This window comes from Mycobacterium talmoniae (genome assembly GCF_001854525.1).
Lineage (GTDB): Bacteria > Actinomycetota > Actinomycetes > Mycobacteriales > Mycobacteriaceae > Mycobacterium > Mycobacterium talmoniae.
In genome coordinates this window covers 1-20,079 of sequence record NZ_MLQM01000097.1, presented here as the reverse complement: position 1 = coordinate 20,079, position 20,079 = coordinate 1, and the positions used below count along the sequence as shown (strand labels likewise).

The 20,079-nt window shown below is 67.0% G+C and carries 20 protein-coding genes and 2 pseudogenes; 11 read left to right on the top strand and 11 right to left on the bottom strand.

The features are described from left to right. Nucleotides 1-328: pseudogene (locus tag BKN37_RS16910) on the top strand (ABC transporter ATP-binding protein); the annotation flags it as partial. A gap of 52 nt (nucleotides 329-380) precedes the next feature. Here the strand turns inward: BKN37_RS16910 and BKN37_RS16905 are convergent. Further along, nucleotides 381-1,271, bottom strand: coding sequence for an oxidoreductase (locus BKN37_RS16905; protein WP_071027916.1), 891 nt, complete (start codon nucleotides 1,269-1,271; stop codon nucleotides 381-383). A gap of 4 nt (nucleotides 1,272-1,275) precedes the next feature. Beyond that, on the bottom strand, nucleotides 1,276-2,043 hold the full coding sequence (locus BKN37_RS16900; RefSeq protein ID WP_071027925.1) for a methyltransferase domain-containing protein: 768 nt from the start codon (nucleotides 2,041-2,043) through the stop codon (nucleotides 1,276-1,278). Between the two features lie 396 nt (nucleotides 2,044-2,439). On the opposite strand from BKN37_RS16900, the gene BKN37_RS16895 reads away from it, so the two are divergent. The 6 genes from BKN37_RS16895 to BKN37_RS16870 are packed head-to-tail and all read left to right on the top strand — an operon-like array spanning nucleotide 2,440 to nucleotide 8,605. After that, nucleotides 2,440-3,318 (top strand): metal-dependent hydrolase, encoded by an 879-nt coding sequence (locus BKN37_RS16895; RefSeq protein WP_071027913.1) that lies wholly within the window; start codon nucleotides 2,440-2,442, stop codon nucleotides 3,316-3,318. 30 nt (nucleotides 3,319-3,348) lie between these two features. Next, the gene (locus tag BKN37_RS16890; protein ID WP_071027923.1) at nucleotides 3,349-4,230 is read left to right on the top strand and encodes a metal-dependent hydrolase; all 882 of its coding nucleotides are present in this window, start codon (nucleotides 3,349-3,351) and stop codon (nucleotides 4,228-4,230) included. 23 nt (nucleotides 4,231-4,253) lie between these two features. Further along, nucleotides 4,254-5,141 carry a metal-dependent hydrolase gene (locus BKN37_RS16885; RefSeq protein WP_071027911.1) on the top strand — a complete coding sequence of 296 codons (888 nt, stop codon included), beginning with the start codon at nucleotides 4,254-4,256 and terminating at the stop codon, nucleotides 5,139-5,141. Nucleotides 5,142-5,164: 23 nt separating this feature from the next. Then, nucleotides 5,165-6,733, top strand: a complete 1,569-nt coding sequence (locus BKN37_RS16880; RefSeq protein ID WP_242657278.1) for a flavin-containing monooxygenase — start codon at nucleotides 5,165-5,167, stop codon at nucleotides 6,731-6,733. Further along, nucleotides 6,730-7,686: an SDR family NAD(P)-dependent oxidoreductase gene (locus tag BKN37_RS16875; protein ID WP_071027907.1), complete on the top strand. Its 957-nt coding sequence runs from the start codon at nucleotides 6,730-6,732 to the stop codon at nucleotides 7,684-7,686. Before BKN37_RS16880 ends, BKN37_RS16875 begins: the two co-directional genes overlap by 4 nt. 7 nt (nucleotides 7,687-7,693) lie before the next feature. Then, nucleotides 7,694-8,605 (top strand): alpha/beta fold hydrolase, encoded by a 912-nt coding sequence (locus BKN37_RS16870; RefSeq protein WP_071027905.1) that lies wholly within the window; start codon nucleotides 7,694-7,696, stop codon nucleotides 8,603-8,605. Nucleotides 8,606-8,610: 5 nt separating this feature from the next. Here the strand turns inward: BKN37_RS16870 and BKN37_RS16865 are convergent, their stop codons facing one another. Beyond that, nucleotides 8,611-9,420 carry a hypothetical protein gene (locus BKN37_RS16865; protein ID WP_071027904.1) on the bottom strand — a complete coding sequence of 270 codons (810 nt, stop codon included), beginning with the start codon at nucleotides 9,418-9,420 and terminating at the stop codon, nucleotides 8,611-8,613. A gap of 95 nt (nucleotides 9,421-9,515) precedes the next feature. On the opposite strand from BKN37_RS16865, the gene BKN37_RS16860 reads away from it, so the two are divergent. Genes BKN37_RS16860 through BKN37_RS16845 form a run of 4 tightly spaced genes read left to right on the top strand, consistent with a single transcriptional unit; the run spans nucleotide 9,516 to nucleotide 12,953 of the window. Next, on the top strand, nucleotides 9,516-11,321 hold the full coding sequence (locus BKN37_RS16860; protein ID WP_071027902.1) for an SDR family oxidoreductase: 1,806 nt from the start codon (nucleotides 9,516-9,518) through the stop codon (nucleotides 11,319-11,321). Between the two features lie 32 nt (nucleotides 11,322-11,353). Then, entirely contained in the window at nucleotides 11,354-12,274 is a 921-nt protein-coding gene (locus tag BKN37_RS16855) for an SAM-dependent methyltransferase (protein WP_071027900.1), read from the top strand. Further along, nucleotides 12,271-12,633, top strand: a complete 363-nt coding sequence (locus BKN37_RS16850) for a hypothetical protein (RefSeq protein WP_071027898.1) — start codon at nucleotides 12,271-12,273, stop codon at nucleotides 12,631-12,633. The genes BKN37_RS16855 and BKN37_RS16850 overlap by 4 nt, the downstream gene beginning before the upstream one ends. Further along, nucleotides 12,633-12,953: a DUF732 domain-containing protein gene (locus BKN37_RS16845; RefSeq protein WP_071027896.1), complete on the top strand. Its 321-nt coding sequence runs from the start codon at nucleotides 12,633-12,635 to the stop codon at nucleotides 12,951-12,953. The genes BKN37_RS16850 and BKN37_RS16845 overlap by 1 nt, the downstream gene beginning before the upstream one ends. A gap of 26 nt (nucleotides 12,954-12,979) precedes the next feature. Here BKN37_RS16845 and BKN37_RS16840 read toward each other — a convergent pair whose 3' ends face one another. The 8 genes and pseudogenes from BKN37_RS16840 to BKN37_RS29960 all read right to left on the bottom strand — a co-directional run. Further along, entirely contained in the window at nucleotides 12,980-13,672 is a 693-nt protein-coding gene (locus tag BKN37_RS16840) for a hypothetical protein (RefSeq protein ID WP_071027894.1), read from the bottom strand. Nucleotides 13,673-13,694: 22 nt separating this feature from the next. Beyond that, complete coding sequence (locus BKN37_RS16835; protein ID WP_071027892.1) at nucleotides 13,695-14,663, bottom strand: MlaD family protein; 969 nt, start codon at nucleotides 14,661-14,663, stop codon at nucleotides 13,695-13,697. Beyond that, nucleotides 14,660-15,712 carry an MlaD family protein gene (locus tag BKN37_RS16830; RefSeq protein WP_071027891.1) on the bottom strand — a complete coding sequence of 351 codons (1,053 nt, stop codon included), beginning with the start codon at nucleotides 15,710-15,712 and terminating at the stop codon, nucleotides 14,660-14,662. Before BKN37_RS16830 ends, BKN37_RS16835 begins: the two co-directional genes overlap by 4 nt. Further along, complete coding sequence (locus BKN37_RS16825) at nucleotides 15,709-16,890, bottom strand: MlaD family protein (protein WP_071027889.1); 1,182 nt, start codon at nucleotides 16,888-16,890, stop codon at nucleotides 15,709-15,711. The genes BKN37_RS16830 and BKN37_RS16825 overlap by 4 nt, the downstream gene beginning before the upstream one ends. 1 nt (nucleotide 16,891) lies before the next feature. Continuing rightward, nucleotides 16,892-17,914: an MlaD family protein gene (locus BKN37_RS16820; RefSeq protein ID WP_071027920.1), complete on the bottom strand. Its 1,023-nt coding sequence runs from the start codon at nucleotides 17,912-17,914 to the stop codon at nucleotides 16,892-16,894. After that, nucleotides 17,911-18,921 (bottom strand): MlaD family protein, encoded by a 1,011-nt coding sequence (locus BKN37_RS16815; protein WP_071027888.1) that lies wholly within the window; start codon nucleotides 18,919-18,921, stop codon nucleotides 17,911-17,913. Before BKN37_RS16815 ends, BKN37_RS16820 begins: the two co-directional genes overlap by 4 nt. Next, a complete protein-coding gene (locus BKN37_RS16810) occupies nucleotides 18,918-19,949 on the bottom strand; it encodes an MlaD family protein (protein WP_071027886.1) in 1,032 nt (343 codons plus the stop codon). The genes BKN37_RS16815 and BKN37_RS16810 overlap by 4 nt, the downstream gene beginning before the upstream one ends. Nucleotides 19,950-19,951: 2 nt before the next feature. Continuing rightward, nucleotides 19,952-20,079, bottom strand: a pseudogene (locus tag BKN37_RS29960) (ABC transporter permease); the annotation flags it as partial.

Sequence of the window (20,079 nt, the reverse complement as noted above, 5' to 3'; positions counted from 1 at the left end):
CCGGATCGGGCCGATCGGGATGTCGGAGGAAAAGGACCAGGCCACCATGGCCGAGGAGCAGGCCATGCTCGATGCCGGTCAGCACCACGGCGGTGTCGAGGAGATCGAGGGCGTGCCCCCGCAGCTGTCCGCGTCGCCGGGGATGCCCGAGCGCAAGGCGGTCGGCCGGCGCCGGGCCCGGGTCCGCGAGATCCTGCACACCCTGCCCAAGAACGCCCAGGCCGCGATCATCGACGACCTGGAGGGCACCCACAAGTTCGGGGTGCACGAGTTCCCCGCCGCCGGCGACGACGAGCCGCCCACCGGGCGGATCCCCACCATTCAGTAATCCGGCCAGCCACCCGGCCCGGCGGATCTCCGCCGGGCGGGTATTGGTGCGGTCAGCGCAAGGTCTGCTGCAGCTGGTAGCTGACGTCGGTCATCGCCTCCGACTCGGCCCAGAGCCGCCGCCACAGATCCCGGCGCCGCGACAACCGGCTGGATGGGCAGGGCTGCACCGGGCCGCGGGTCTGCCCCAGCCGGGCCGGGCCCCAATAAATCGATGGGTCGGCGGTCGGCATCGTCGCGGCGAACAGCGTGGACTGCGCCGCCACCTGCGGGGGCTGGCCGATCAGCCGCGCCCCGTGCTTGGCGACGCGGTCGAGCACCGTCTCGGTCTTGGTGAACAGGTCCGTGCCCGATACACCCGGGTGCACCGCGTAGGACCGGGTGGCCGATCCCACCTCGGTCAACCGGCGCTGCAGTTCGCGGGCAAACATCAGGTTGGCCAGCTTCGACTGGGCGTACGCCAGGTTGCGCTGGTAGCGGCGGTGCTCGTAGTTGAGGTCGTCGATCCACAGCTTCGGGGTCTGCCGGTGCGCGATGCTGGACAGCGTGACCACACGGTCACCGATGCGGTCGAGCAGCAACCCGGTCAACGCGAAGTGCCCCAGGTGGTTGACCCCGAACTGGGTCTCGAAGCCGTCGGCGGTGCGGCTGAACGGGACGTTCATCAGCCCGGCATTGTTGATCAGGACGTCGAATTCGCCTTGCTGGGCCGCGAAGGCACGCACCGAATCCAGGTCGGCAAGATCCAGCCGCGCGACCCGCACGTCGCCACCGATCCGGCTGGCGAGCGTCTGCGCCTTCGCCACATCGCGGCAGGCCATCACGACGGTGGCGCCCTTGTCGGCGAGCACCCCGGTGGTGATCTCACCGAGCCCGCCATTGGCGCCGGTCACCACGAAGGTGCGGCCGGACTGATCCGGGATTTCGTCGGGTGTCCAGGCCATGGTGTTACCGCTTCGTCGCGATGACGGTCTGCGCCAGCCCGTCGATATGTTGCTCGATGCCGGTGCAGCCGGCATCGCCCAGCAAGGTGGTGACCTCGTGGCGGCCGAACCATCGGATGCCGCTGAGCGTGTCCAGCACCGCGCTGCGCACGGGGGTGCGGGTCCCGCCCGGGATCAAGCTGGTCAGGATCACCACCCGGCCGCCCGGCTTGAGGACTCGGGTGAGCTCGCTGACCGCCTGCGACGGATTGTTGATCAGATACAGCGCCGCCAGGCAGCTCACCGCGTCGGCGACCCCGTCCGCGAACGGCAAGTTCTCGGCATCACCGCGCAGATACGCGACGCACCCACCGGAGTTGTCCGCGACCGCACGCCGCAGCATCGCCGGCGAGGCATCCACTCCCACCGCCAGGCCGTCCGGTGCCACCTGCGTCCCGAACCATCCGGTGAAATTGCCGGGGCCACAGCCGATGTCGATGACCGTGGAGCCTGAGCGAAGGCCAAGCCACGCCGACACCCGAGCCCGGTCCGCGTCGCGTCCGGGCGCCCGAAGCCCGCTCGCCAGCTTGAGCCCGATCGGCCGGCCGACCTGATATGCGGCCGAATAGATGCGGGTGTGCATCAGTTGCTGAGCCAGGTTGTACACCGGCGGGGCGCCGTCACCGAGCACGTCGAAGTAGCCGTGGTCGGCGGTGTCGATCCGCGGACACCGATCGGGATCCAGTAGTTGCCGGGCCCGCGCGGTGGCGCTGGTCGTCGACGCGGTGGTCATGGCGTGCTCCATTCGACGCTGAGTCGGTACCAGCGGTACCTAGTACTGGGCATCTCATCCTGCCGCGACGGGGTCTGTCAAGCCCCGCACTTGACAGAGTGACATATCAGTCCAAAAATTAGACCACGCAGCGGCGGGAAGGGACGGCAATGCAGCCAGACCGAGTGGGCCGGTCGCGTGCCGCGCTGGCCGCCACCGTGGTGCCCGCCTGCCTTGATGCCGAACACCTTGGCACGCTGCCGTTCTCGATGTATTGCTCCGCCGTCACAGGGTCTTGCGGCCCGCTCCCGGACCGCGCTATCGTGACGAGCATTACCACGTACTAGCAGTACTAGGTACTAACTGTTCGAGAGAGGAATGGTCCTCATGGCGAACCAGCGTTCAGCGCACGGAGCAGTGGCGGTAGCAGCGTCGCCGGCCCGGTCAGCGCAAGTGGCCAGTTATCCCAAGACCCGACGGATCCGGTTCCGCTTCGGCGAGGACGGCGCGTCGGGCAAGTACTTCGTCAACGACGACATCGTGTTCAGCCACTTCGTGGCCGGGCTGTCGGCCGCCTTTCCGCCGGGCGAGGAGGCCTTCATCCGGTCGGTCCGCCGGTTCGCCGACCGCATCACCGATCCGGTGTTGAAGAAACGTGTCGCCGGCTTCATCGGCCAGGAATCCATGCACGGCCAGGAGCATCGCCACCTCAACGAGAAGCTCGCCGAGATGGGCTACTCGATCGGGTGGTGGGATTCGAAGCCGGTGAAAGAACGGCAGATTCGCTTCGAGCAACGGCTGTCCGGGCGGGCGCACGTGGCGCTGACCGCGGCGGCCGAGCACTACACCGCGGTGCTCGCCGAACGGGTGCTGTCCAGCGAGGAAGTCCAGGCGATTCCCGGCGACGACGAGGTGTGGAACCTGTTGAACTGGCATGCTCTGGAAGAACTCGAGCACAAGTCGGTGGCCTTCGACGTCTACCGCGCGGTCGGTGGCTCCGAACCCCTGCGCATCGCCGTGATGGCCATCGTGATTGCCCTGACACTGCCGGTGACCCTGACCTCGCTGGGAGTTTCGTTGTCGCGTGACCCAATCGCGCGACGCCAACCGCTACGCCTGATCCGGGAGACGTACGCGCTGTACCGCGGCCCGGTGTTGAAGGGCCTGATGCCCGAGTTGCTGAAGTACCTCCGGCCGGGCTTCCACCCCGATGACATCGACACCACCGCGCTGCTGCAGCGTTGGCAGCAGCAGCTTTTCGGTACCGACGGCGAGCTTGTCGATCACCTCAAGTGACCTTTTGATCCGGCGAAGGGGACCATGCTGATGACCACCACCCCGGCGATCGCGCCGACGCAGGAGGCGTATCCGCAGGTGCGCCGGATTCGGTTCCGGTTCGGCGAACCGGAGCCGATGAACCACCACTTCGTCGAGGGCGACATCGTGTTGAGCCACCTGGTGGCGCTGCTGTCGGCGGCGTTTCCGCCGGGGGAGGAGTCGTTTATCCGGTCGGTGCGGCGGTTCGCGGATCGGGTGACCGACCCGGTGCTGAAGAAGCGGGTGGCCGGGTTCATCGGCCAGGAGTCGGTGCACGGTCAAGAACACCGCCGGCTCAACGAGAAGCTCATCGAGATGGGCTACCCGTTCGTGCGGCTGTTTACCTTCCCCCGCGATGCCATCCGGCAGCGGGCCGTCGAGCGGATCGAGAAGCTGACCCCCGGATATGTGCATCTGGCGATGACCGCGGCCGCCGAGCACTACACCGCAACGCTCGCGCAGCGGGTGCTGGGTTGCGAAGAGATCCAGGCGATCCCGGCGGATGAGGAGGGTTGGCACCTGCTGAATTGGCACGCCGTGGAGGAGTTGGAGCACAAGTCGGTGGCGTTCGACGTGTACCGGGCGGTCGGCGGGCCGGAGTGGATCCGGATCGGGGTGATGGCGGTGATGTACGTGTTCACCATCCCGGTCGTCACGGTAGGGGTGGCGTTGTCGATCCTCACCGATCCTCGGGGATGGCGCCCGATCCAACTGGTGCGCCAAACCCGCTACGTGTTCCGCGGGCCGATTCTGCGCGGGTTGATGGCGGAGCTGCGCACCTACCTCAAACCCGGCTTCCACCCCGACGACATTGACACGACGGACCTGTTGCAGCGCTGGCAGACCGAGCTCTTCGGCTCTCGGGGTGCCCTTGTCGAACACCTGAAGTGACCCCTGTGAAGGAGACCTCTGAAATGGTTGCAAGCCAGGCAGTTTCCACCAAAAACGGCCACACGCCGTATCCGGCGGTGCGCCGGATCCGGTTCCGGTTCGGCGATCCCGAGCCGATGAACCACCACTTCGTCGAGGGCGACATCGCGTTCAGCCATTTTGTGGCGGTGTTGTCGGCGGCGTTTCCGCCGGGCGAGGAGTCGTTCATCCGGTCGGTGCGGCGGTTCGCCGATCGGGTGACCGATCCGGTGCTCAAGAAGCGGGTGGCCGGGTTCATCGGCCAGGAGTCGGTGCACGGTCAAGAACACCGCCGGCTCAACGAAAAGCTCATCGACATGGGCTACCCGTTCGTGCGGCTGTTCACCTTCGGCCACGACAGCCGCCGGGAGCGGTTCGTCCTGCGGATCGAGAACCGGGCGCCCGCACTGGCGCATCTGGCGATGACGGCCGCGGCCGAGCACTACACCGCCACCCTGGCCCAGCGGGTGCTGTCCAGTCCGGAGATCCAAGCGATCCCCGAGGATCCCGAGGTGCGCAACCTGTTCAACTGGCACGCCGTGGAGGAGTTGGAGCACAAGTCGGTGGCGTTCGACGTGTACCGGGCGATGGGTGGACCGGAGTGGCTCCGCATCGGGGTGATGGCGGCGATGTACGGCCTGACCATCCCCATGGTGACGGTGGGGGTGCTGATGTCCATCGCCACCGACCCGTCGGGCTGGCACCCGATCCAGGTGGCCCGCGAAACCATTGGGATCTACCGTGGCCCGCTGGTCAAGGGCCTGATGGCGGACCTGCGCAGCTACCTGCGGCCGGGTTTTCACCCCGACGACATCGACACCGAGGCGCTGGTACAGCAGTGGCGCCAGGAGCTGTTCGGCGACGACGGCGCCCTCGTCGGACACCTCAAGTAGGCGGGAGGACCACCTTGAGCACCATCATCGACAGCGAAGAGTTGCCGACGGCCGAGCGGGTGACCCCCGACCACGAGGTCGTGATCGTGGGGGCCGGGTTCGGCGGCATCGGAGCCGGTATCGCGCTGCAGCGGCAAGGCATTCACGACTTCGTCATCATCGACAAATGGGACCAGGTCGGGGGCACCTGGCATGCAAACACCTATCCCGGTGTGGCGGTGGATATTCCGTCGTTTGTCTACAGTTTCTCCTACGAGCAGCGCGGTGACTGGTCGCGGCTGTTCGCCCCGGGGGAGGAGCTGCGCGACTACGCCAGTGACATGGTGGACAAGTACGGTCTGCGGGACAAGCTGCGGCTGAACACCACCATCACCGCGGCGGTGTTCGACGAGACCAACAGCCTGTGGCGGCTGACCACCGACGGCGGCCAGCAGATCACCGGCCGCTACGTCGTGATGGCGGTCGGCGGGCTGGAGAGCCCGAAGATGCCGGACATCCCGGGTCTCGACGACTTCGCCGGGACCCTGATGCACACCGCGCTGTGGGACCACGATGTCGCGCTGGCGGGCAAACGGGTCGCGATCATCGGCACCGGTGCGACCGCGCTGCAGGTGGTGCCGGCCATCGTCGAGGAGGTCGGTCACCTGACCGTCTTCCAGCGCACCCCGATCTGGGTGTTTCCCAAGTTCGACGTGGAGATGAAGTCCGTCGGGCGGTGGGTGATGGGGCAGCGCCGACTCCGGTCGGCGATCCGGCTGGTCGGCACCGTGGCCACCGAAATCGCGATGAGCGGGCAATTGGTCGGCCCCCGCTGGCTGACCGACGCCAGCCGCCAGTTGGCGGAAATTCCGGTGCGCGCCTGGATGCGCAGCCAAGTCGACGACCCGGTGATCCGGGAGAAGCTGATCCCGCGCTACGGGCTGGGCTGCAAGCGGCCGTCGATGTCCAACGACTACCTCAAGACGTTCAACCGCGACGACGTCAGCCTGGTCACCGAGTCCATCGACCGCATCACCGACACCGGGGTGTGCACCGTCGACGGCGTCGAACACGACATCGACGTGTTGATCTGCGCCACCGGTTTCCGGCTGTGGGACAACCGGGCCGTGCCGCCGTTCCCGGTGATCGGGCGCGACGGAGTCAACCTCGGGCAGTTCTGGGACGAGCACCGATACCAGGCCTATCAAGGCGTTTCGATTCCCGGATTCCCGAATGCGTTCACCATTACCGGCCCCTACGGATTCGTGCTCGGCTCCTACCTGTGGATGATCGAAGCCACTTCGGCGCACCTGAGCCGGGCCATCGCCGAAGCCAAACGTCTCGGCGCGACCGTGTGCGAAATCCGTCAGGAAGCCCACGACGCCTACTTCCAGGAGTGCCTCAAACGGCAAGAGCGCAACTTCCTGTTCACCCCGACCTGCGCGGGCTCGAACACCTACTACATCGACGACAAGGGCGATTCCCCGTTCCGGCCGTCGACGCATGGCGAAATGTACTGGCAAAACCGGCATTACAACCTCGACGTGTACCGCTACAGCGTTGGTCCTGCGGTGCCGGCCGCGGTGGCTGCCGAGATGAAGGAGAACGCGTGAAGATCAACGGGTTGCGGCCGAAGCTGGTGGTGGTCACCGGCGCCGGCAGCGGTATCGGGCGGGCAACCGCGATCCGGTTCGCCAAACTCGGTGCTCATGTGGTGGTTTCCGACATCGACCTGGATGCCGCCGAGGCGACCACGGCGATGATCCGTGGCCACGGGCACCGCGCGTCGGCGGCCCGGCTCGACGTCACCGACCCCGAGGCGTGGGAGTCGTTCGCCCGCGATGTGCTGGCCGATCACGGGTACGTCGACGTGCTGGTCAACAACGCGGGAATGCTGGTCGGCGGGCCGTTTCTGGCGTTGAGCCCCGCGGATTGGGACCGCCAACTCGGGGTGAACCTGATGGGGGTGATCCATGGCTGCCGGGTTTTCGGCGCCCAGATGGTGGTACGCGGTGCCGGTGGCCACATCGTCAACATCGCGTCGGCGGCGGCGTTCACACCGACCCCGGTGATGTCGGCGTACTCGGTGTCCAAGGCCGGGGTGAAGATGCTCACCGAGTGTCTGCGGCTGGAGCTGGGGCCCAAGGGTATCGGCGTCAGCGCCATCTGCCCCGGGGTGATCAACACCAACATCGGTGAGCACGCAATCACTGTGGGTGTCGACCAGGAGCTGATGGATCGCGGTAAGCGGGTCAACCGGCAGCTGCAGGAACTCGCCGCGAAGCTGCCGTTCTCGCCGCTGAGCCCCAACCTCGTCGCGCGCGCCGCGGTCCGTGCGGTGCGGTTCGACCTCGCGGTGGTGCCGGTCCGCGCGGAAGCCTGGCTCGGCTATTTCATGCTGCGCATCGCCCCCGGCATCAATCGCCGGATGACCCAGCCGTTCTCGGTGGAGCGGCTGGAACGGCTCGGCGGCCGGCTGCTGGACCGGTTCGGCGAGTCGCCGCTCCTCGGTGTGGCCGGTGATCGTGTCGGCACCGCGGTGCCGGCCGCGCGCGCCGGTAAGTAGCCGGCCGATGACCAGGGTTTACCGCGACGTCCCGTGGCGTCAAGTCGGGTTGTCGCTCGATGACGCGTGGCTGAACGTCACCGAATGGGGCGCGGACGACGCCGATCTGACGGTGGTGCTGACCCACGGGTGGACACTCTCGGCCCGGATCTGGGAGGACGTGGCGGCGTCGGTGGTCACCGCGGACCCGGCGGTGCGCGTGCTGGCCTACGATCACCGCGGCCATGGCCGCTCAGCGCGGGTGGCGACAGCGTCCATCGAGCAGCTGGCCGACGATTTGGCGGCTGTGGTGGCACAGCTGGTTCCGGACGGCCCGATCGTGTTCGGCGGCCATTCCCTGGGTGGCATGGTGTTGGTGGCGTTGGCGCAGCGCCACCCGCAGCTCGTGGCGCAACGCGCGGCCGGGGCGATGTTCGTCGCCACCAGCGCCGGCGACCTGATGGGGGCGATCCGGCGGATCCCCGGCACCGAGGCCCTGCTGAAGGCCGCGCTGCGGATCGCGGAGCGGGTGAGGATCCCCAGTAGACCACTGTTTTTGGCGCGGCAGGGTGCTCGCGGTGCTTTCGGTCGGCGTCCCCGCCGCCACGATTTGAACCGGGTAGTCCGGCAAGGCGAGCAAGCCCAACCCGCCGCGGTGGCGGCCCTGGGGCGCTCGATCTTGGACCACCGCCGCTACCCGGCGCTGCGCGCGTACCGCCACCTCAACGTGGTCGTCATGGCGGGGTCCCGGGACTGGTTGACCTCGCCCATCCATGCGCAACGCATCGCCGATCAACTGCCCGACAGTGAGGTGGTGGTCTTCGACGGTGCCGGCCACTTCCTGCCCTACGAACGTCGGGAAGCGGTGAGTGCCCACCTGCTGAACCTGATCGCCGAGGCTCGACGGTCGGCGCGAAGCCTGGCCGGAGCCGCCGGATGACGATGCTATTGCCCCCACCGGGGCCACGGTCGGATTGTCACGCGCTCGGCGCCAGGCCAAATGGCGTTGGCGGCCGGCGACGCGCAAAACGTGTCCTCGGCCTGGTAGACGTCCATGTCGATGGCGTGCAGACCGTCCTCCTGGTGGGCGCGGCAACTCACCGTCAACACCCGGTGGCTGTCCGCGTCGACCTGTTCGGCCTCCATCGTCAACACCACCACCAGCGTGAACCCGGCGCCGGTCGGCAGGTAGAAGGTGAGGTCACGGCTGCTGAGCGCCCCGCCGTTGCTGACCACATACCCGTCGCCGCTGGGATAGACGGCCTGCCCGACCATCTGGGTGCGTTCCAAATGTTGCCGGTCACCGTCGGCGCGCCATACCGCGAACCGGGTGTTGGGGCTGCCGTTGAAGCTGTGCCGGGCCAGTGGGACGACCAGTTCGTCGCGGCCGTCGCCGTCGAGGTCTTGCAGCCCAACGGGACTCGGGCTCGACGGCTCCAACATTTCGTTGATGGTCTGGACCGTCTCGCCGGTGCCGTCGGTCACGACCACCTTGACCGCCTGCGGCGGCTGCCCGGCATCCGCGGACCAGTGGGTGATGTCGAAGTTCAGGCCGTCCCCGGAGTGCAGGCGGCAGTCCTGATGGGGCAACACCGATTCGGGATTGATCACGGTGGCCGAGCGCGGGCAGGCCGGCAGCGCGAAATCGGCGGTGGCGGTGGGGGACAGGGCGCCGGCGGCGCTGATCGCCGCGGTGACCAGGGCCAGGACCGGCCGGACCGGGTTGCGTGCGAGGGGACGGTCAGCTGGACGCATAGCCACTCCGGATCCTTTGAGAACCTGAGACAGTCAGTACACGATACCGCTTGTCCGGGAATAGGTCACGAGTTCGACGAGATTGAGGAAGCGGCATGACCACGAAAACTCGGGAGTGCGACACGGCAGCCGATGCATCGGCGCAAACCCTGCGCATCGTGCGCAACGGCGACATCGAGATCGCCGTATACGAGCAGGGCAACCCCGACGGGCCGACCGTCGTGCTGCTGCACGGATGGCCGGATTCGCACCACATGTGGGACGGTGTCGTGCCGCTGTTGGCGGACCGCTTTCACGTGGTGACCGTGGACAACCGGGGCCATGGCCAATCGAGCAACCCGAGAAGCTACCGCGACTTCGCGTTGGATGCGCTAGCCAGCGACTATCTCGCGGTGATCGATGCGGTCAGCCCCGAGGCTCCCGTCCACGTGCTTGCCCATGATTGGGGCAGTGTGGCGATGTGGGAAGCGGTGTGCGACAACGTTGGTCAACACCGGGTCGCGTCCTTCACCTCGGTGTCGGGTCCTAATGTCGCGCATCTGGTGATGTGGGCCCGCAATCGGCTACGGCGTCCGACACCGAGGAATCTCGCGCTGGTGTTGGCCCAGCTCGGGTCGCTGAGCTACATGTTCTACCTGATGCTGCCGGTGCTGCCGAAGGCCACGTTACGACTGTTCGCCACCGAAGAACGTTGGCGTAAGCAGCTGTCCCGCGCCGAGGGCGCCGCTGTCGAACAGATCTTCCTGGGGCCAACCTTCAACCGGGACATCGGTAACGGGCTGCGGATCTATCGGGCCACCGTGTTGTCGCTGGTTTCCCGGCTGAAAAAGGGCCAGGAGCGCTTCACCCAGGTGCCGGTGCAGGTGATCGTGGGCACCCGGGACCCCGCGGTGCGCCAGGCGTGCTACGACGACGAACCGAACTGGGTCCCGGCGGTGTGGCGGCGGGTGGTCAAGGGCGGGCACTGGCTCGCGTTTTCGCATCCCGAGTTGCTGGCCACCGCCACCACCGAGCTGATCGATTTCGTGTCCGGGCAGCCCGCGCCACGGGGGTTGCGCCGCGCCGAGATGGGCAAGGCCCACAAAGCCTTCGAACACCAGCTGGTCGTGATCACCGGCGCTGGCAGCGGAATCGGACGCCAGACCGCGCTGGCGTTCGCCCGCGAGGGCGCCGAGATCGTGCTCTCCGATGTCAACTTGGCCTCGGCCAAGGAGACGGCCGCGCTGATTGCCGAGGCCGGCGGCACCGCACACGCCTACCAGCTCAATGTCGCCGACGAGGCGGCGGTGCTCGCGCACGCCGACGAGGTCCTCACCGCGCACGGGGTGCCCGACGTGTTGGTCAACAATGCCGGTATCGGCCAGGCCGGGCGGTTCCTCGCCACGCCGGCCGAAGACTTCAAGCGGGTGCTCGACGTCAATCTGTACGGGGTGGTGCACGGCTGCCGCGCGTTTGCGTCCGCGATGGCTAGCCGCGGGCTCGGGGGGCACATCGTCAACCTGTCCAGCATGGCGGCCTATTCACCGGCACAGGGCTTGAGCGCCTACGCCACCAGCAAGTCCGCGGTGTTCATGTTCTCCGACTGCCTGCGGGCCGAGCTGGCCGGGTCGGGGGTCGGTGTCAGCACGATCTGCCCGGGGGTGGTGCACACCAACATCATTCGCAGTTCGGTGGTCTCCGGCCTGCCCGAGCAGGACGCCCAGCGCAAGCTGGCAAGGGTCGACCGCGCGTACCGGCTGCGCCGCTACGGCCCCGACAAGGTGGCCAAACGCATCGTCAAAGCGGTCAAAAACAACCAGCAGGTCGTTCCCGTGACCACCGAGGCGCATCTGCAATACCGGCTGAACCGGCTGGCCCCCGCGGTCGGGAGGCTGGGCGCAAAAACCATGTCACTCGGATAAACCCAACATCCCCCAGCACGAACGGAGCGTCCATGGCCACCATCGCGCGCAACATCGACGACGAATCCACCGGTGACCGACTGCGTCGGTGGGCCGGCGAATGGGGCCGGATGATGCGGGTGGCGATAGCGCCCTCCGACAGCCCTAAAACCGGTCAGGTCTACGACATCATCGGTACCCAGAACCTGTTCGGCGAGGAATCGCTGTTCATCAACTTCGGCTACTGGCAGAACCGGCCGGCCACGCTGGACGAGGCCAGCCGGGAGTTGGCCCGCCTGGTGGCGCGCACCGCCGGCTTCACCTCATCGGATACCGTGGTGGACTGCGGCCCGGGCTACGGCGACCAAGACCTGTTGTGGATCAAGGAATTCAAGCCCAAGCGCATCACCGGAGTAAACCTGGCCGCCGAACAGATCGCCATCGCCACCGCACGGGTGGCCGAGGCGGGCTTGGCTAAACGCATCAGCTACGTGGAAGCGTCGGCCACCGAGCTGCCGTTCGATGACCAATCGTGCACCAAGGTCGTGGCCTTGGAGTCGGCGTTCCACTTCCCGTCCCGGGTGGCCTTCTTCGCCGAAGCGCTTCGGGTGCTCAAGCCGGGCGGCCGGCTGGTGACCGCCGACATCGTGCCGAAACGCACGCTGCTCACCGTGCCGGCTCGCGCCGAGGTGTCCCGACTGGGATGGCGCTCCGCGTCACCACGGGCGGTGCGGGGAGCGGCGGACCTGGCCGGCTACCGCGACCTGCTGCTCGATGTCGGTTTCGTCGACGCGCAGACGCGCTCCATCAGCGACGACGTTTATCCGCCGCTGGGCAAGTTTTTGCGGCAGCGGCTGCGCCACCCCGACATGCGCCATGTCAACCCGATCGTTCGCTATTCCTTTACTCCGCTGGGTTTTCGGATCACCGCGCTGCACTCCGATTACATCCTGGCCGTGGCGACGAAGCCATGAGCGCCGCCCGCGTCGGCCTGGCGGCGATGGCCGCGGCGATCACCTGGGCGCTGACCGCGCCAGCGGCGGTGGCGCAGGACCCGGAATGTGACATCATCTTGCCGGCGGCGAACCGGCTCGAGGCCGCGTTCAACCTGATTACCGCCGATCCGCCGCCGAACGTGGGCACCCAGGTTCAGACCGCACAGAGTCCGCTGTTCGGGTTGACCAGCCCGGCCGCGATCGACCTGCGGCTGTGGTCGAGCACGGTCGCCGATCAGCTCAACGGCACCAACCCCTACCACGCGGCGGACCTGGACAGCGATCTGCGCCATGCCCGACAGGAATTGGTCGAGGCCCGCCAGTACTGCGCGCCGTGATGAGCCCCCGCGACGGGAAACGGCGGGGGTTGCTCGCCGCGCTGGCGGCACCCACCCTGCTGGCGCTTGCCGCACCGGCCCACGCCACACCCGAGGACGACTACCTGAATATCCTGAACACCACGCCCGGGGCCATCACAGTGAACTCGTTCAGCGGCCCGCTGTTGATCCAGACGGGTTACGCGATGTGTGCGGAGCTGCGCCGGGGCGCGAGCCCGGACGCGGCGGCGCAACAACCCTACCCGGGCGCCACCCGTGGGGACCTGCTGCGGCTGGAGTCCGTCGCGCGGCAGACGCTGTGTCCGGACACGGTGGGCTGAAACGCGACCGGGCGCCCCGGGGCGGGCTACCGGCCCGGGGTCGCGGGCGCGGGTGCGGGACTCAACTCGGGCAGCACTCCCTGACCTTCGGCGGGGGTGTGGCTGCCGGGTTTGGGCCCGATGTCGGACACCTGCCACGTGTCGCCGACCTTGTTGACGGTGACTTGCAGCAGCATCACCGACACCCGGGGCTCGGGGTTCTGCAGGTTGCGGGTGGTCTGATAGGCCGACACCACCACCTCGTACACGTCGCCGGGCTGAGCGATCGGGTCGGTGGCCACCACTTCACCGGTCGAGGACACCTGGGCCTGCAGCATCAAACTTTTCAGAAAGCCGGTGGCGTTGACGAATTTGTCCTTCAGCGTCGACGACACCCCCTGCTCGACCGAGCGGAAGAAGGCGTCGGGGTCCTCGAAGCTGTAGGTGAGCGACTTCAGGGCGTAGTCTTTCGCCAGCTGCGCCGCGGTGTTGCTGTCGGCCTCGGCGCGGTGCATCCGAGCCAATTCATCTGCGGTGCCGCGGTATTTCAGGTAGCCGAACACCCCACCGGTAACCACCGCGGCCGCCACCAGGCCAGCCGCCACCACCCGAAGCCGGCGTTTCCGAGTGCGGGTGGTGACCGGGTCGTCCGCCGCGGGCCCGGCGCTGATTGCGTCCGGGGCCTCGACGGCATCCGGCGTGTGCTCGGTGTCGTCCACCGTGTCGACGGAGCTTGTCATGTTGTCTGAACCTCCTGCTATTTCAGGGTTGTTGCCATTCCGGCACCATCAGATGCACCCGCATGCCGCCGGTGTTGTTGAACGTCGATTCCCAGAAGTCCAGCCAATGCCCGGAGTCGACCTTGACCCCGCGCAGCGGTGCGGTCACCGGCTGCAGCACCGTCGCGAACGTGCCCAGCGGACCGGACAGGTCGTCGAGGTATTCGCTGATCCTGCCGACGAGTTGACCGACGGGTTCGTCGCCGCCCAACACCCCCTGGCCGGTGTAGGAGATGTTTTCGAAGGCCTGGACCAGCCGGACGAAGGCCGGCACCGCCGACGGCAGCAGCGTGCCGGTCTCGCTGAACACCCTGCCCACCTGCAGATCACCCATCCCGGTGGTCAGCGTCGACACATTGCTGAACAAGGTTGCCAGCAGCTGGTTGTCGTCGCGGACCACGTCGGCGAACAACCCGGCCGTGGTGGCCAGCGAGTCGAGGGTGGCGTCGTTGCCGGCGAACGCCGCAGCCACATTGGACACCACGGTGCGGATGTCGTCGGGGTTGAGGGCGGAAAACAACGCCTGCACCTTGGTCAGCAGGTCGCTGACCGTCACCGTGGGCGCCACCCGATCCGCCGGAATCTGCGCACCGTCGGCGAAATACGGTGGCGCGATGACCGTCGGCGCGAAGTTGATGAACTGTTCCCCGGCGACCGAGAGATTCTGCACGCTGACCGCGCTGGCGGCCGGCACCGGATGGTCGGCGTCGAGGTCGATGGACACCGCCAGACCGGTTCGGGTGGCTTGGATACCGGTCACCCGGCCCACCCGCACGCCGCGCATCGTGACCTGCGACGTCGGCAACAACCCACCCGAGGTGTTCAGCATCAGCGTCACCCGGGTGACCCGTTTGGTCGGACCCATGTCGAGCACCCCCAGCGACATGTACCCGGCGCCGAGCGTCGCCAGCAGCGCCAGGATCACCAGGGTGACTCCCGCGTTGAACTTCATGGCATCAGCCCCATCGTCTGCATCGCCCGAATCAGTTCGTCGGCTGTCGGGCTGGGGTTGATGCCCAACGACCCGTCCGGCGGGTGGATCTCGGACACGGTGTATTTCGGTCCCCCGTTGCCGAAGAACGGGACGAGCTTGTCGCGGACCAGGGCGACGACCTTGTCGGCGACGACCGGGATGGTGGTGTCGGCGGTGCTCACCGTCGCCACGAACGGCGAGATGAACGACAGCATCTGCATCAGGTCCGGCATGATCGGGTTGAGCAGGTCCCCGCCGCTGGTGCCGATGCCGCGGGCGTCGACGATGAGCTGCACGATGCTGAGCACCACGCTGGACAGGCCCTGCAGCTTGGGCGGGCCCTCGGTGACCAGCCGGTCGAAGGTATCGGTGTTGGCCGCCAGGCTATTGCTGATGTTCTCCATGCTGGCCAGGATCGCGTCGACGGTGTCCTGGTTGGCGGCCAAGTCGTTCAGCACCCCGGTCAGCTTGTTTTTGATCCGGATAAGCTCATTGGGATCCTTCGGGAACGCCTTGTTGAGGTCGAGCACGGACTGTTGCAGGGTGCCGATCGCCCCACCGGTCACCAGGTTTGACGCCGACCGCAGCGCGTCCTCGACATTGTCGGCCGGCACGGTGTTACCCAGCGGGACGGTGTCGCCGTCGCGCAGGGTGCTGGGCGCGGGGTGCTCCGGCGGAAACAGCGCGATGTAGATGTCGCCGAGGATGGTGGCCTGACGCAGCTCGGCCCGGATGTTTTGCGGCAGTTTCACATCGCCGGACAGGTCCACGTAGGCCACCGCGGTGTCGCCGATCAGTTGCACCCGGTCCAAGACCCCGACCTGCACGCCGCCGGAGTCCACTTTCGCCCGGGCGGGCAGGTTCAACACGGACGAGAACTCGATCGCGATGGTGTATTTGTCGACCGGTTGAAACGCCCCGGGCACCGGCAATCGGGTCGGGTCCAGCGAGCAGGCCGGCGCCGCAGCGATAGCGAGGCCGGCCAGCAGCACGGCGCTGACCCGCAGAACGCTCGATCGTCGAATCATGGTGCCAGCGCCGCCCCCATAATCAGGTCCGTCAGCCCGAGGGTGACCGGATCGGACGCCGTGCCCGGTGCGCAGGCCGCCCCGGCACCCGGCACGTTGCGTTGGGCCAGGTTGGCGCAGATCGCACTGGCCTGCGACGGTGAAATCGCCACGTGCGGCGGGATATAGGTGATGTTGTGGGTGCCCCACACCGGCTCGTAGATATCGGACAGCCAGTTGATCACCGGCGGCAGGGTGGCGACGAAGCTCAGGATGTGGGGGGTGTAGGCGTTCAGCAGATCCCTGATCCAAGGGATCAGCTTGTCACCGATGTTGTGGTAGGCGCGCGGCGCGAACCGGTTGAGCGCATCGACGAGGATCGGCACCAGGTGGTTGAGATGCTCCAGCGCCGACGCGAAGTTGTCGGACAGGCCGGTGATCAGGCCGGTGGTGTCGGGCAGCGTCTGCACCAGGGTGACAAAGGTGTCCCAATGCTTGAGCCAGCCCGAGGTCAGGATTTCGGAGTTCTCGAACAACTTGCGGTAGTCGGCGTCGGCCGTATACGGGTCGCCGAGCATGGTGACCAGATCCCGCAGTGTTTGGTTGAGCGCGGGGCCGGTGCCGTCCAGGGACCGGCTGGCCGCCTTGAGGCTGTCATTGAGTGCTTGCACCCCGGGGGCGTGCGCCGGGTCTTCGCCGGTTTCGGCGCCCAAGATGTCGTCGCTGAGTTTGCCCAGGGCGGAGAAGGTTTCGCTGACCCCGATCGGGGTTTTGGTGGCGTCCCTGCTGATGCAGTGGCCGCCGGCGAATTTCGCGCCGCCGCCGTAGGGTTTGGTTAATTCGACGTGCCGATCGGTCACGATCGACTGCGAATAGGTGACGGCGCCGACGTCGTCGGGCAGGTCGAGGTCGGTGGGCACGGTGAAGTCGACCCGGACGTGGTCGGGTTGGTTGACGATGGTGGTCACCGAACCGACCTCGATCCCCAGCAGCATCACCTTGTTGCCTGGATAAAGCCCGATCGCGTCGCTGAATTCGGCACAGAGCGCGCGGGTGTCGGCGAGCTTCGGCAGCGCCGCTTTTGCACCGAGCGTGACCGCGGCGGCGGCCCCGGCCGCCACCACCAACATCAGCGCAACCGCTCCCCGCGACCGCAACCGGTGGCGGGTCGCTGCGAGGCGGTGCAGGATCGACGCCATGTCAGCACTGCCTCATGATGTGGGGGAGGCAGAGGTCTTGTCCGGGAACCAAAAAGTGGCCTTCGTCGATCGTGATGCCGTTGCCGCTGAGCATCGGCCACACGATTTCCAGGGCCTGGCCGAGGCTGATCGCTGCCTGGCCGAGCCGGTCGGGGTGCGCGACGAGCGTGTCGATGATGTCGTCGATGCCGTTGACGATCGGTGCGACTTCGCGGCCGTAGAACACCATGAAGCGGTCGATCATCCGCGCCAATTCGTCGAGCGCGGTGAAGTACTCGACGATATCGACGGATTTGGCGGTGTAGGTCCGGCCGAGCAGCGCGAGCTGCTCGGTCAACGCCACGATCTGTTTGCGGCCCGCGACCATGGCGCTGATGCCGTTGCCGGCGAAATTCAGGCCCTTGTGGAAGTCGGTGGTCATGGTGCTCAACGATTCGGTTAGCGCGTGCGCGGACGTGAGCACGTCGCGCAGCGCGTCGGGATACCGATTCGCGGCGTTGGCGACCTCGCTGAAGGTGTCGTGGATGACTTGCCCGTTGACCTCCTTGACCAGGGGGGTTGCGGTTTGAATGATGTCGCTGATTTCGAACGGGGTGGTGGTGTTTTGCGCGGGAAGCACCGTGCGACCCAACGGGATCTCGCCCTTGGGGGCCAGCGCCACGTAGTGGCCGCCCAGCGGGGTCAGCATCTTGACCTCCAGCGTGGACTGCGAGCCCACCGCCACCGAGTGCTGGACGTCGAAGGTCATTTCGACTTCGGTTCCGCGCAACCGGATCCCGGTGACGGCGCCGACGTTGATGCCGGCGATCCGCACTTCGTCGCCGGGGCGAACGCCTCCGGCGGTGCTCAGATGCGCGGTATAGGTGGTCTTTCCGGTCGGGTTCAGGTACGCCAAACCGGTGGCGGCCAGGGCGGCGACGATGACCACCAGGGCGACGATGCCGTGCCGACGGTTACGTGCTGCCGCGGCGTGCTCGTCGAGCACGGCCTGTCGGTCGCGGCGCGGGCGGCGACGGAACGTCATGGCCGGCACACCACCAGATTCTGTTGCGTGAACGACACCTGCCCGATGCCCGGCAGCGTGACTTCGCCGTGCGAGCAGGCGAACTTCGGCTTGGCCGGCGTGTCGTCGACCAGGGAGTCACGCATCCCCTGGATCAGGGACGGCACCAACGACAGGCCGGCGATGATGGTGGGGGTTTGCGGCCACATCCGGCTCAGCAGGTCATACAGCGGCGTGGTGGTGCCGTCAAAGATGCGTTCGATGTATTGCAGCAGGTGCACGGCGTTGCGGAAGGTCGGCAACTCTAGGTCGATCGAGTCGCTGAACTCCTGGGCTTTGGAGGTGAATTTTGCCAGCACGTCATTCAACGTTGCGATCAGTCGGAACAACTGCTGGGACTTGCCGCCGAGATCATGAGAGATTTGGGCGAGGTTGCCGATCAACACCTTCAGCACGGCCTGGCGATCGACGGCCAAATCCGACAGCGTGTCGAGATCGTGCAAAAACGGCCCCACCCCGGTCTCATCGCCCTGGATGACCCGCAGCAGATTCTCGCCGAACTGGTTGAACTGGGCAGGGTCGAGCGTTTGGAATATCGGCCGAAACCCGTTGAACAGCTTGGTGACGTCGAACGACGGAATGGTGCGCCCGAGCGGGATTTCCGCGCCGGCGGGCAGCCGCCGGCCCCCGGCCGGCTGGATGAGTTCCACGTAGCGCTGACCGAGCAGATTCTGGTACCGGACGGCGGCGTGGGTGTCTTGGTACACGGGGTGGTCGGCCAGCACGCTGAAGTCGATCTTGGCGTGGCGGCCGTCGAGCCGGATCGTCTCCACTTTGCCGACTTGCACCCCGGAAATGCGGACGTCGTCGCCGACGAATAACCCGGACACGTCGGAGAAGGTGGCGCTGTACCGGGTGAGGGCGCCGGTGACCGGGCTGCGCAAGGCGGTGATCACGATGACCGCGCACACCGCGCTGACCGCGGTGAACGCGGTGAGCCACAACACCGCCGTGGAGATGCTTCTCATCGGCCACCTCCGGGCGTCGACGGCAGCGCGGCCGCGACACCGGGCGCCGCGTCCAAGATGACCTCGATCTGCATCCGAACCCTGCCGTCCTGGAAGGGAAATGCGGCGCTGGTCCGGTCGAGTACACCCGACAGCCGGTCATAGGACGGCGCCAAACTGCCGAACAGATACGCCGACGGCACCGACAGGTTCATGATCGAGGCGACCAACGGGACCAGCCAGGGCAGGTTCTTGGCCAGCAACGCGCCGACGTCGCCGAGCAGGCGGCCGGCCTGGTGCAGGACATGTGTGGTTCGCTCCGCCCCACCCGGCTCACCCAGGAACTGCAATCCGTCCAGCAATTCGTTGAGCAACCCCACCAGCGGAACAAAGTCGTTGAGGCCGTTGACGAGCCCCGCCATCACGGCCAGGGTCTGCGAGAACGGCACGGTTTGGGCGTCGGCCAGGATCTTGGCGAAGTCGACGATCGATTTGGCGACCGGTTCGGTCAGGTCGCCGTGTGCCCGCAGCACCGCGAGGATGTGGTTGACGTCCGGCGAATCGACGATCTGGCCGATTTTCTGGCCCTGCCGCAACAGTCCGGTGATCGAGGCGGCCTGCACACCGGTGCCCATCACCAACGTTTGGTTCGGCTTGAGCGGGCCGCCCACCCCGCTGCTGACCAGTTCGACCACCGCGCTGCCAAACACATTCGACGATGTGAACTGGGCTTGGGTGTCGGCGGTCAGCGCTTTGGCTTGGCGTGGATCGAGTTCCACCCTCATCCGCTGCTTGTTGTACCCGGCCGACTCCAGAGACTTCACGGTGCCAATCGCCAGCCCGTGGAATTTGACCTCGGCGCCGGGTGCCAGTCCCTCGCCGATGGTGTTGGCCAACACGGTCAGCCTGAAGGTGTCGTCGTAGCGCCCGGTGGCCAGGTGATACAGCACGGTGGCCGCGACGGCCGCCACCACGGCCACGATCAGGCCGCGGATGCGCAGCGCGCGGGTGCTGGCTCCGCGTCCGGTGGGGTCGTGAAAACTCGGCATGGCTACCCCGAGATCTGGACGCCGGTGTTGTTGCCCCAGAACAGCAGGGTGAGCACCATGTCGGTGACCACGACGGTGATCAGGCTGGCGCGGATCGCCCGCCCCGAGGCCTGGCCCACCCCCTCGGGCC

Coding starts and splice junctions, on each gene's coding strand:
- BKN37_RS16905 (WP_071027916.1), bottom strand. CDS start 1,271: ATGGCCTGGACACCCGACGAAATCCCGGATCAGTCCGGCCGCACCTTC.
- BKN37_RS16900 (WP_071027925.1), bottom strand. CDS start 2,043: ATGACCACCGCGTCGACGACCAGCGCCACCGCGCGGGCCCGGCAACTA.
- BKN37_RS16890 (WP_071027923.1), top strand. CDS start 3,349: ATGACCACCACCCCGGCGATCGCGCCGACGCAGGAGGCGTATCCGCAG.
- BKN37_RS16885 (WP_071027911.1), top strand. CDS start 4,254: ATGGTTGCAAGCCAGGCAGTTTCCACCAAAAACGGCCACACGCCGTAT.
- BKN37_RS16870 (WP_071027905.1), top strand. CDS start 7,694: ATGACCAGGGTTTACCGCGACGTCCCGTGGCGTCAAGTCGGGTTGTCG.
- BKN37_RS16865 (WP_071027904.1), bottom strand. CDS start 9,420: ATGCGTCCAGCTGACCGTCCCCTCGCACGCAACCCGGTCCGGCCGGTC.
- BKN37_RS16860 (WP_071027902.1), top strand. CDS start 9,516: ATGACCACGAAAACTCGGGAGTGCGACACGGCAGCCGATGCATCGGCG.
- BKN37_RS16855 (WP_071027900.1), top strand. CDS start 11,354: ATGGCCACCATCGCGCGCAACATCGACGACGAATCCACCGGTGACCGA.
- BKN37_RS16850 (WP_071027898.1), top strand. CDS start 12,271: ATGAGCGCCGCCCGCGTCGGCCTGGCGGCGATGGCCGCGGCGATCACC.
- BKN37_RS16845 (WP_071027896.1), top strand. CDS start 12,633: ATGAGCCCCCGCGACGGGAAACGGCGGGGGTTGCTCGCCGCGCTGGCG.
- BKN37_RS16840 (WP_071027894.1), bottom strand. CDS start 13,672: ATGACAAGCTCCGTCGACACGGTGGACGACACCGAGCACACGCCGGAT.
- BKN37_RS16835 (WP_071027892.1), bottom strand. CDS start 14,663: ATGAAGTTCAACGCGGGAGTCACCCTGGTGATCCTGGCGCTGCTGGCG.
- BKN37_RS16830 (WP_071027891.1), bottom strand. CDS start 15,712: ATGATTCGACGATCGAGCGTTCTGCGGGTCAGCGCCGTGCTGCTGGCC.
- BKN37_RS16825 (WP_071027889.1), bottom strand. CDS start 16,890: ATGGCGTCGATCCTGCACCGCCTCGCAGCGACCCGCCACCGGTTGCGG.
- BKN37_RS16820 (WP_071027920.1), bottom strand. CDS start 17,914: ATGACGTTCCGTCGCCGCCCGCGCCGCGACCGACAGGCCGTGCTCGAC.
- BKN37_RS16815 (WP_071027888.1), bottom strand. CDS start 18,921: ATGAGAAGCATCTCCACGGCGGTGTTGTGGCTCACCGCGTTCACCGCG.
- BKN37_RS16810 (WP_071027886.1), bottom strand. CDS start 19,949: ATGCCGAGTTTTCACGACCCCACCGGACGCGGAGCCAGCACCCGCGCG.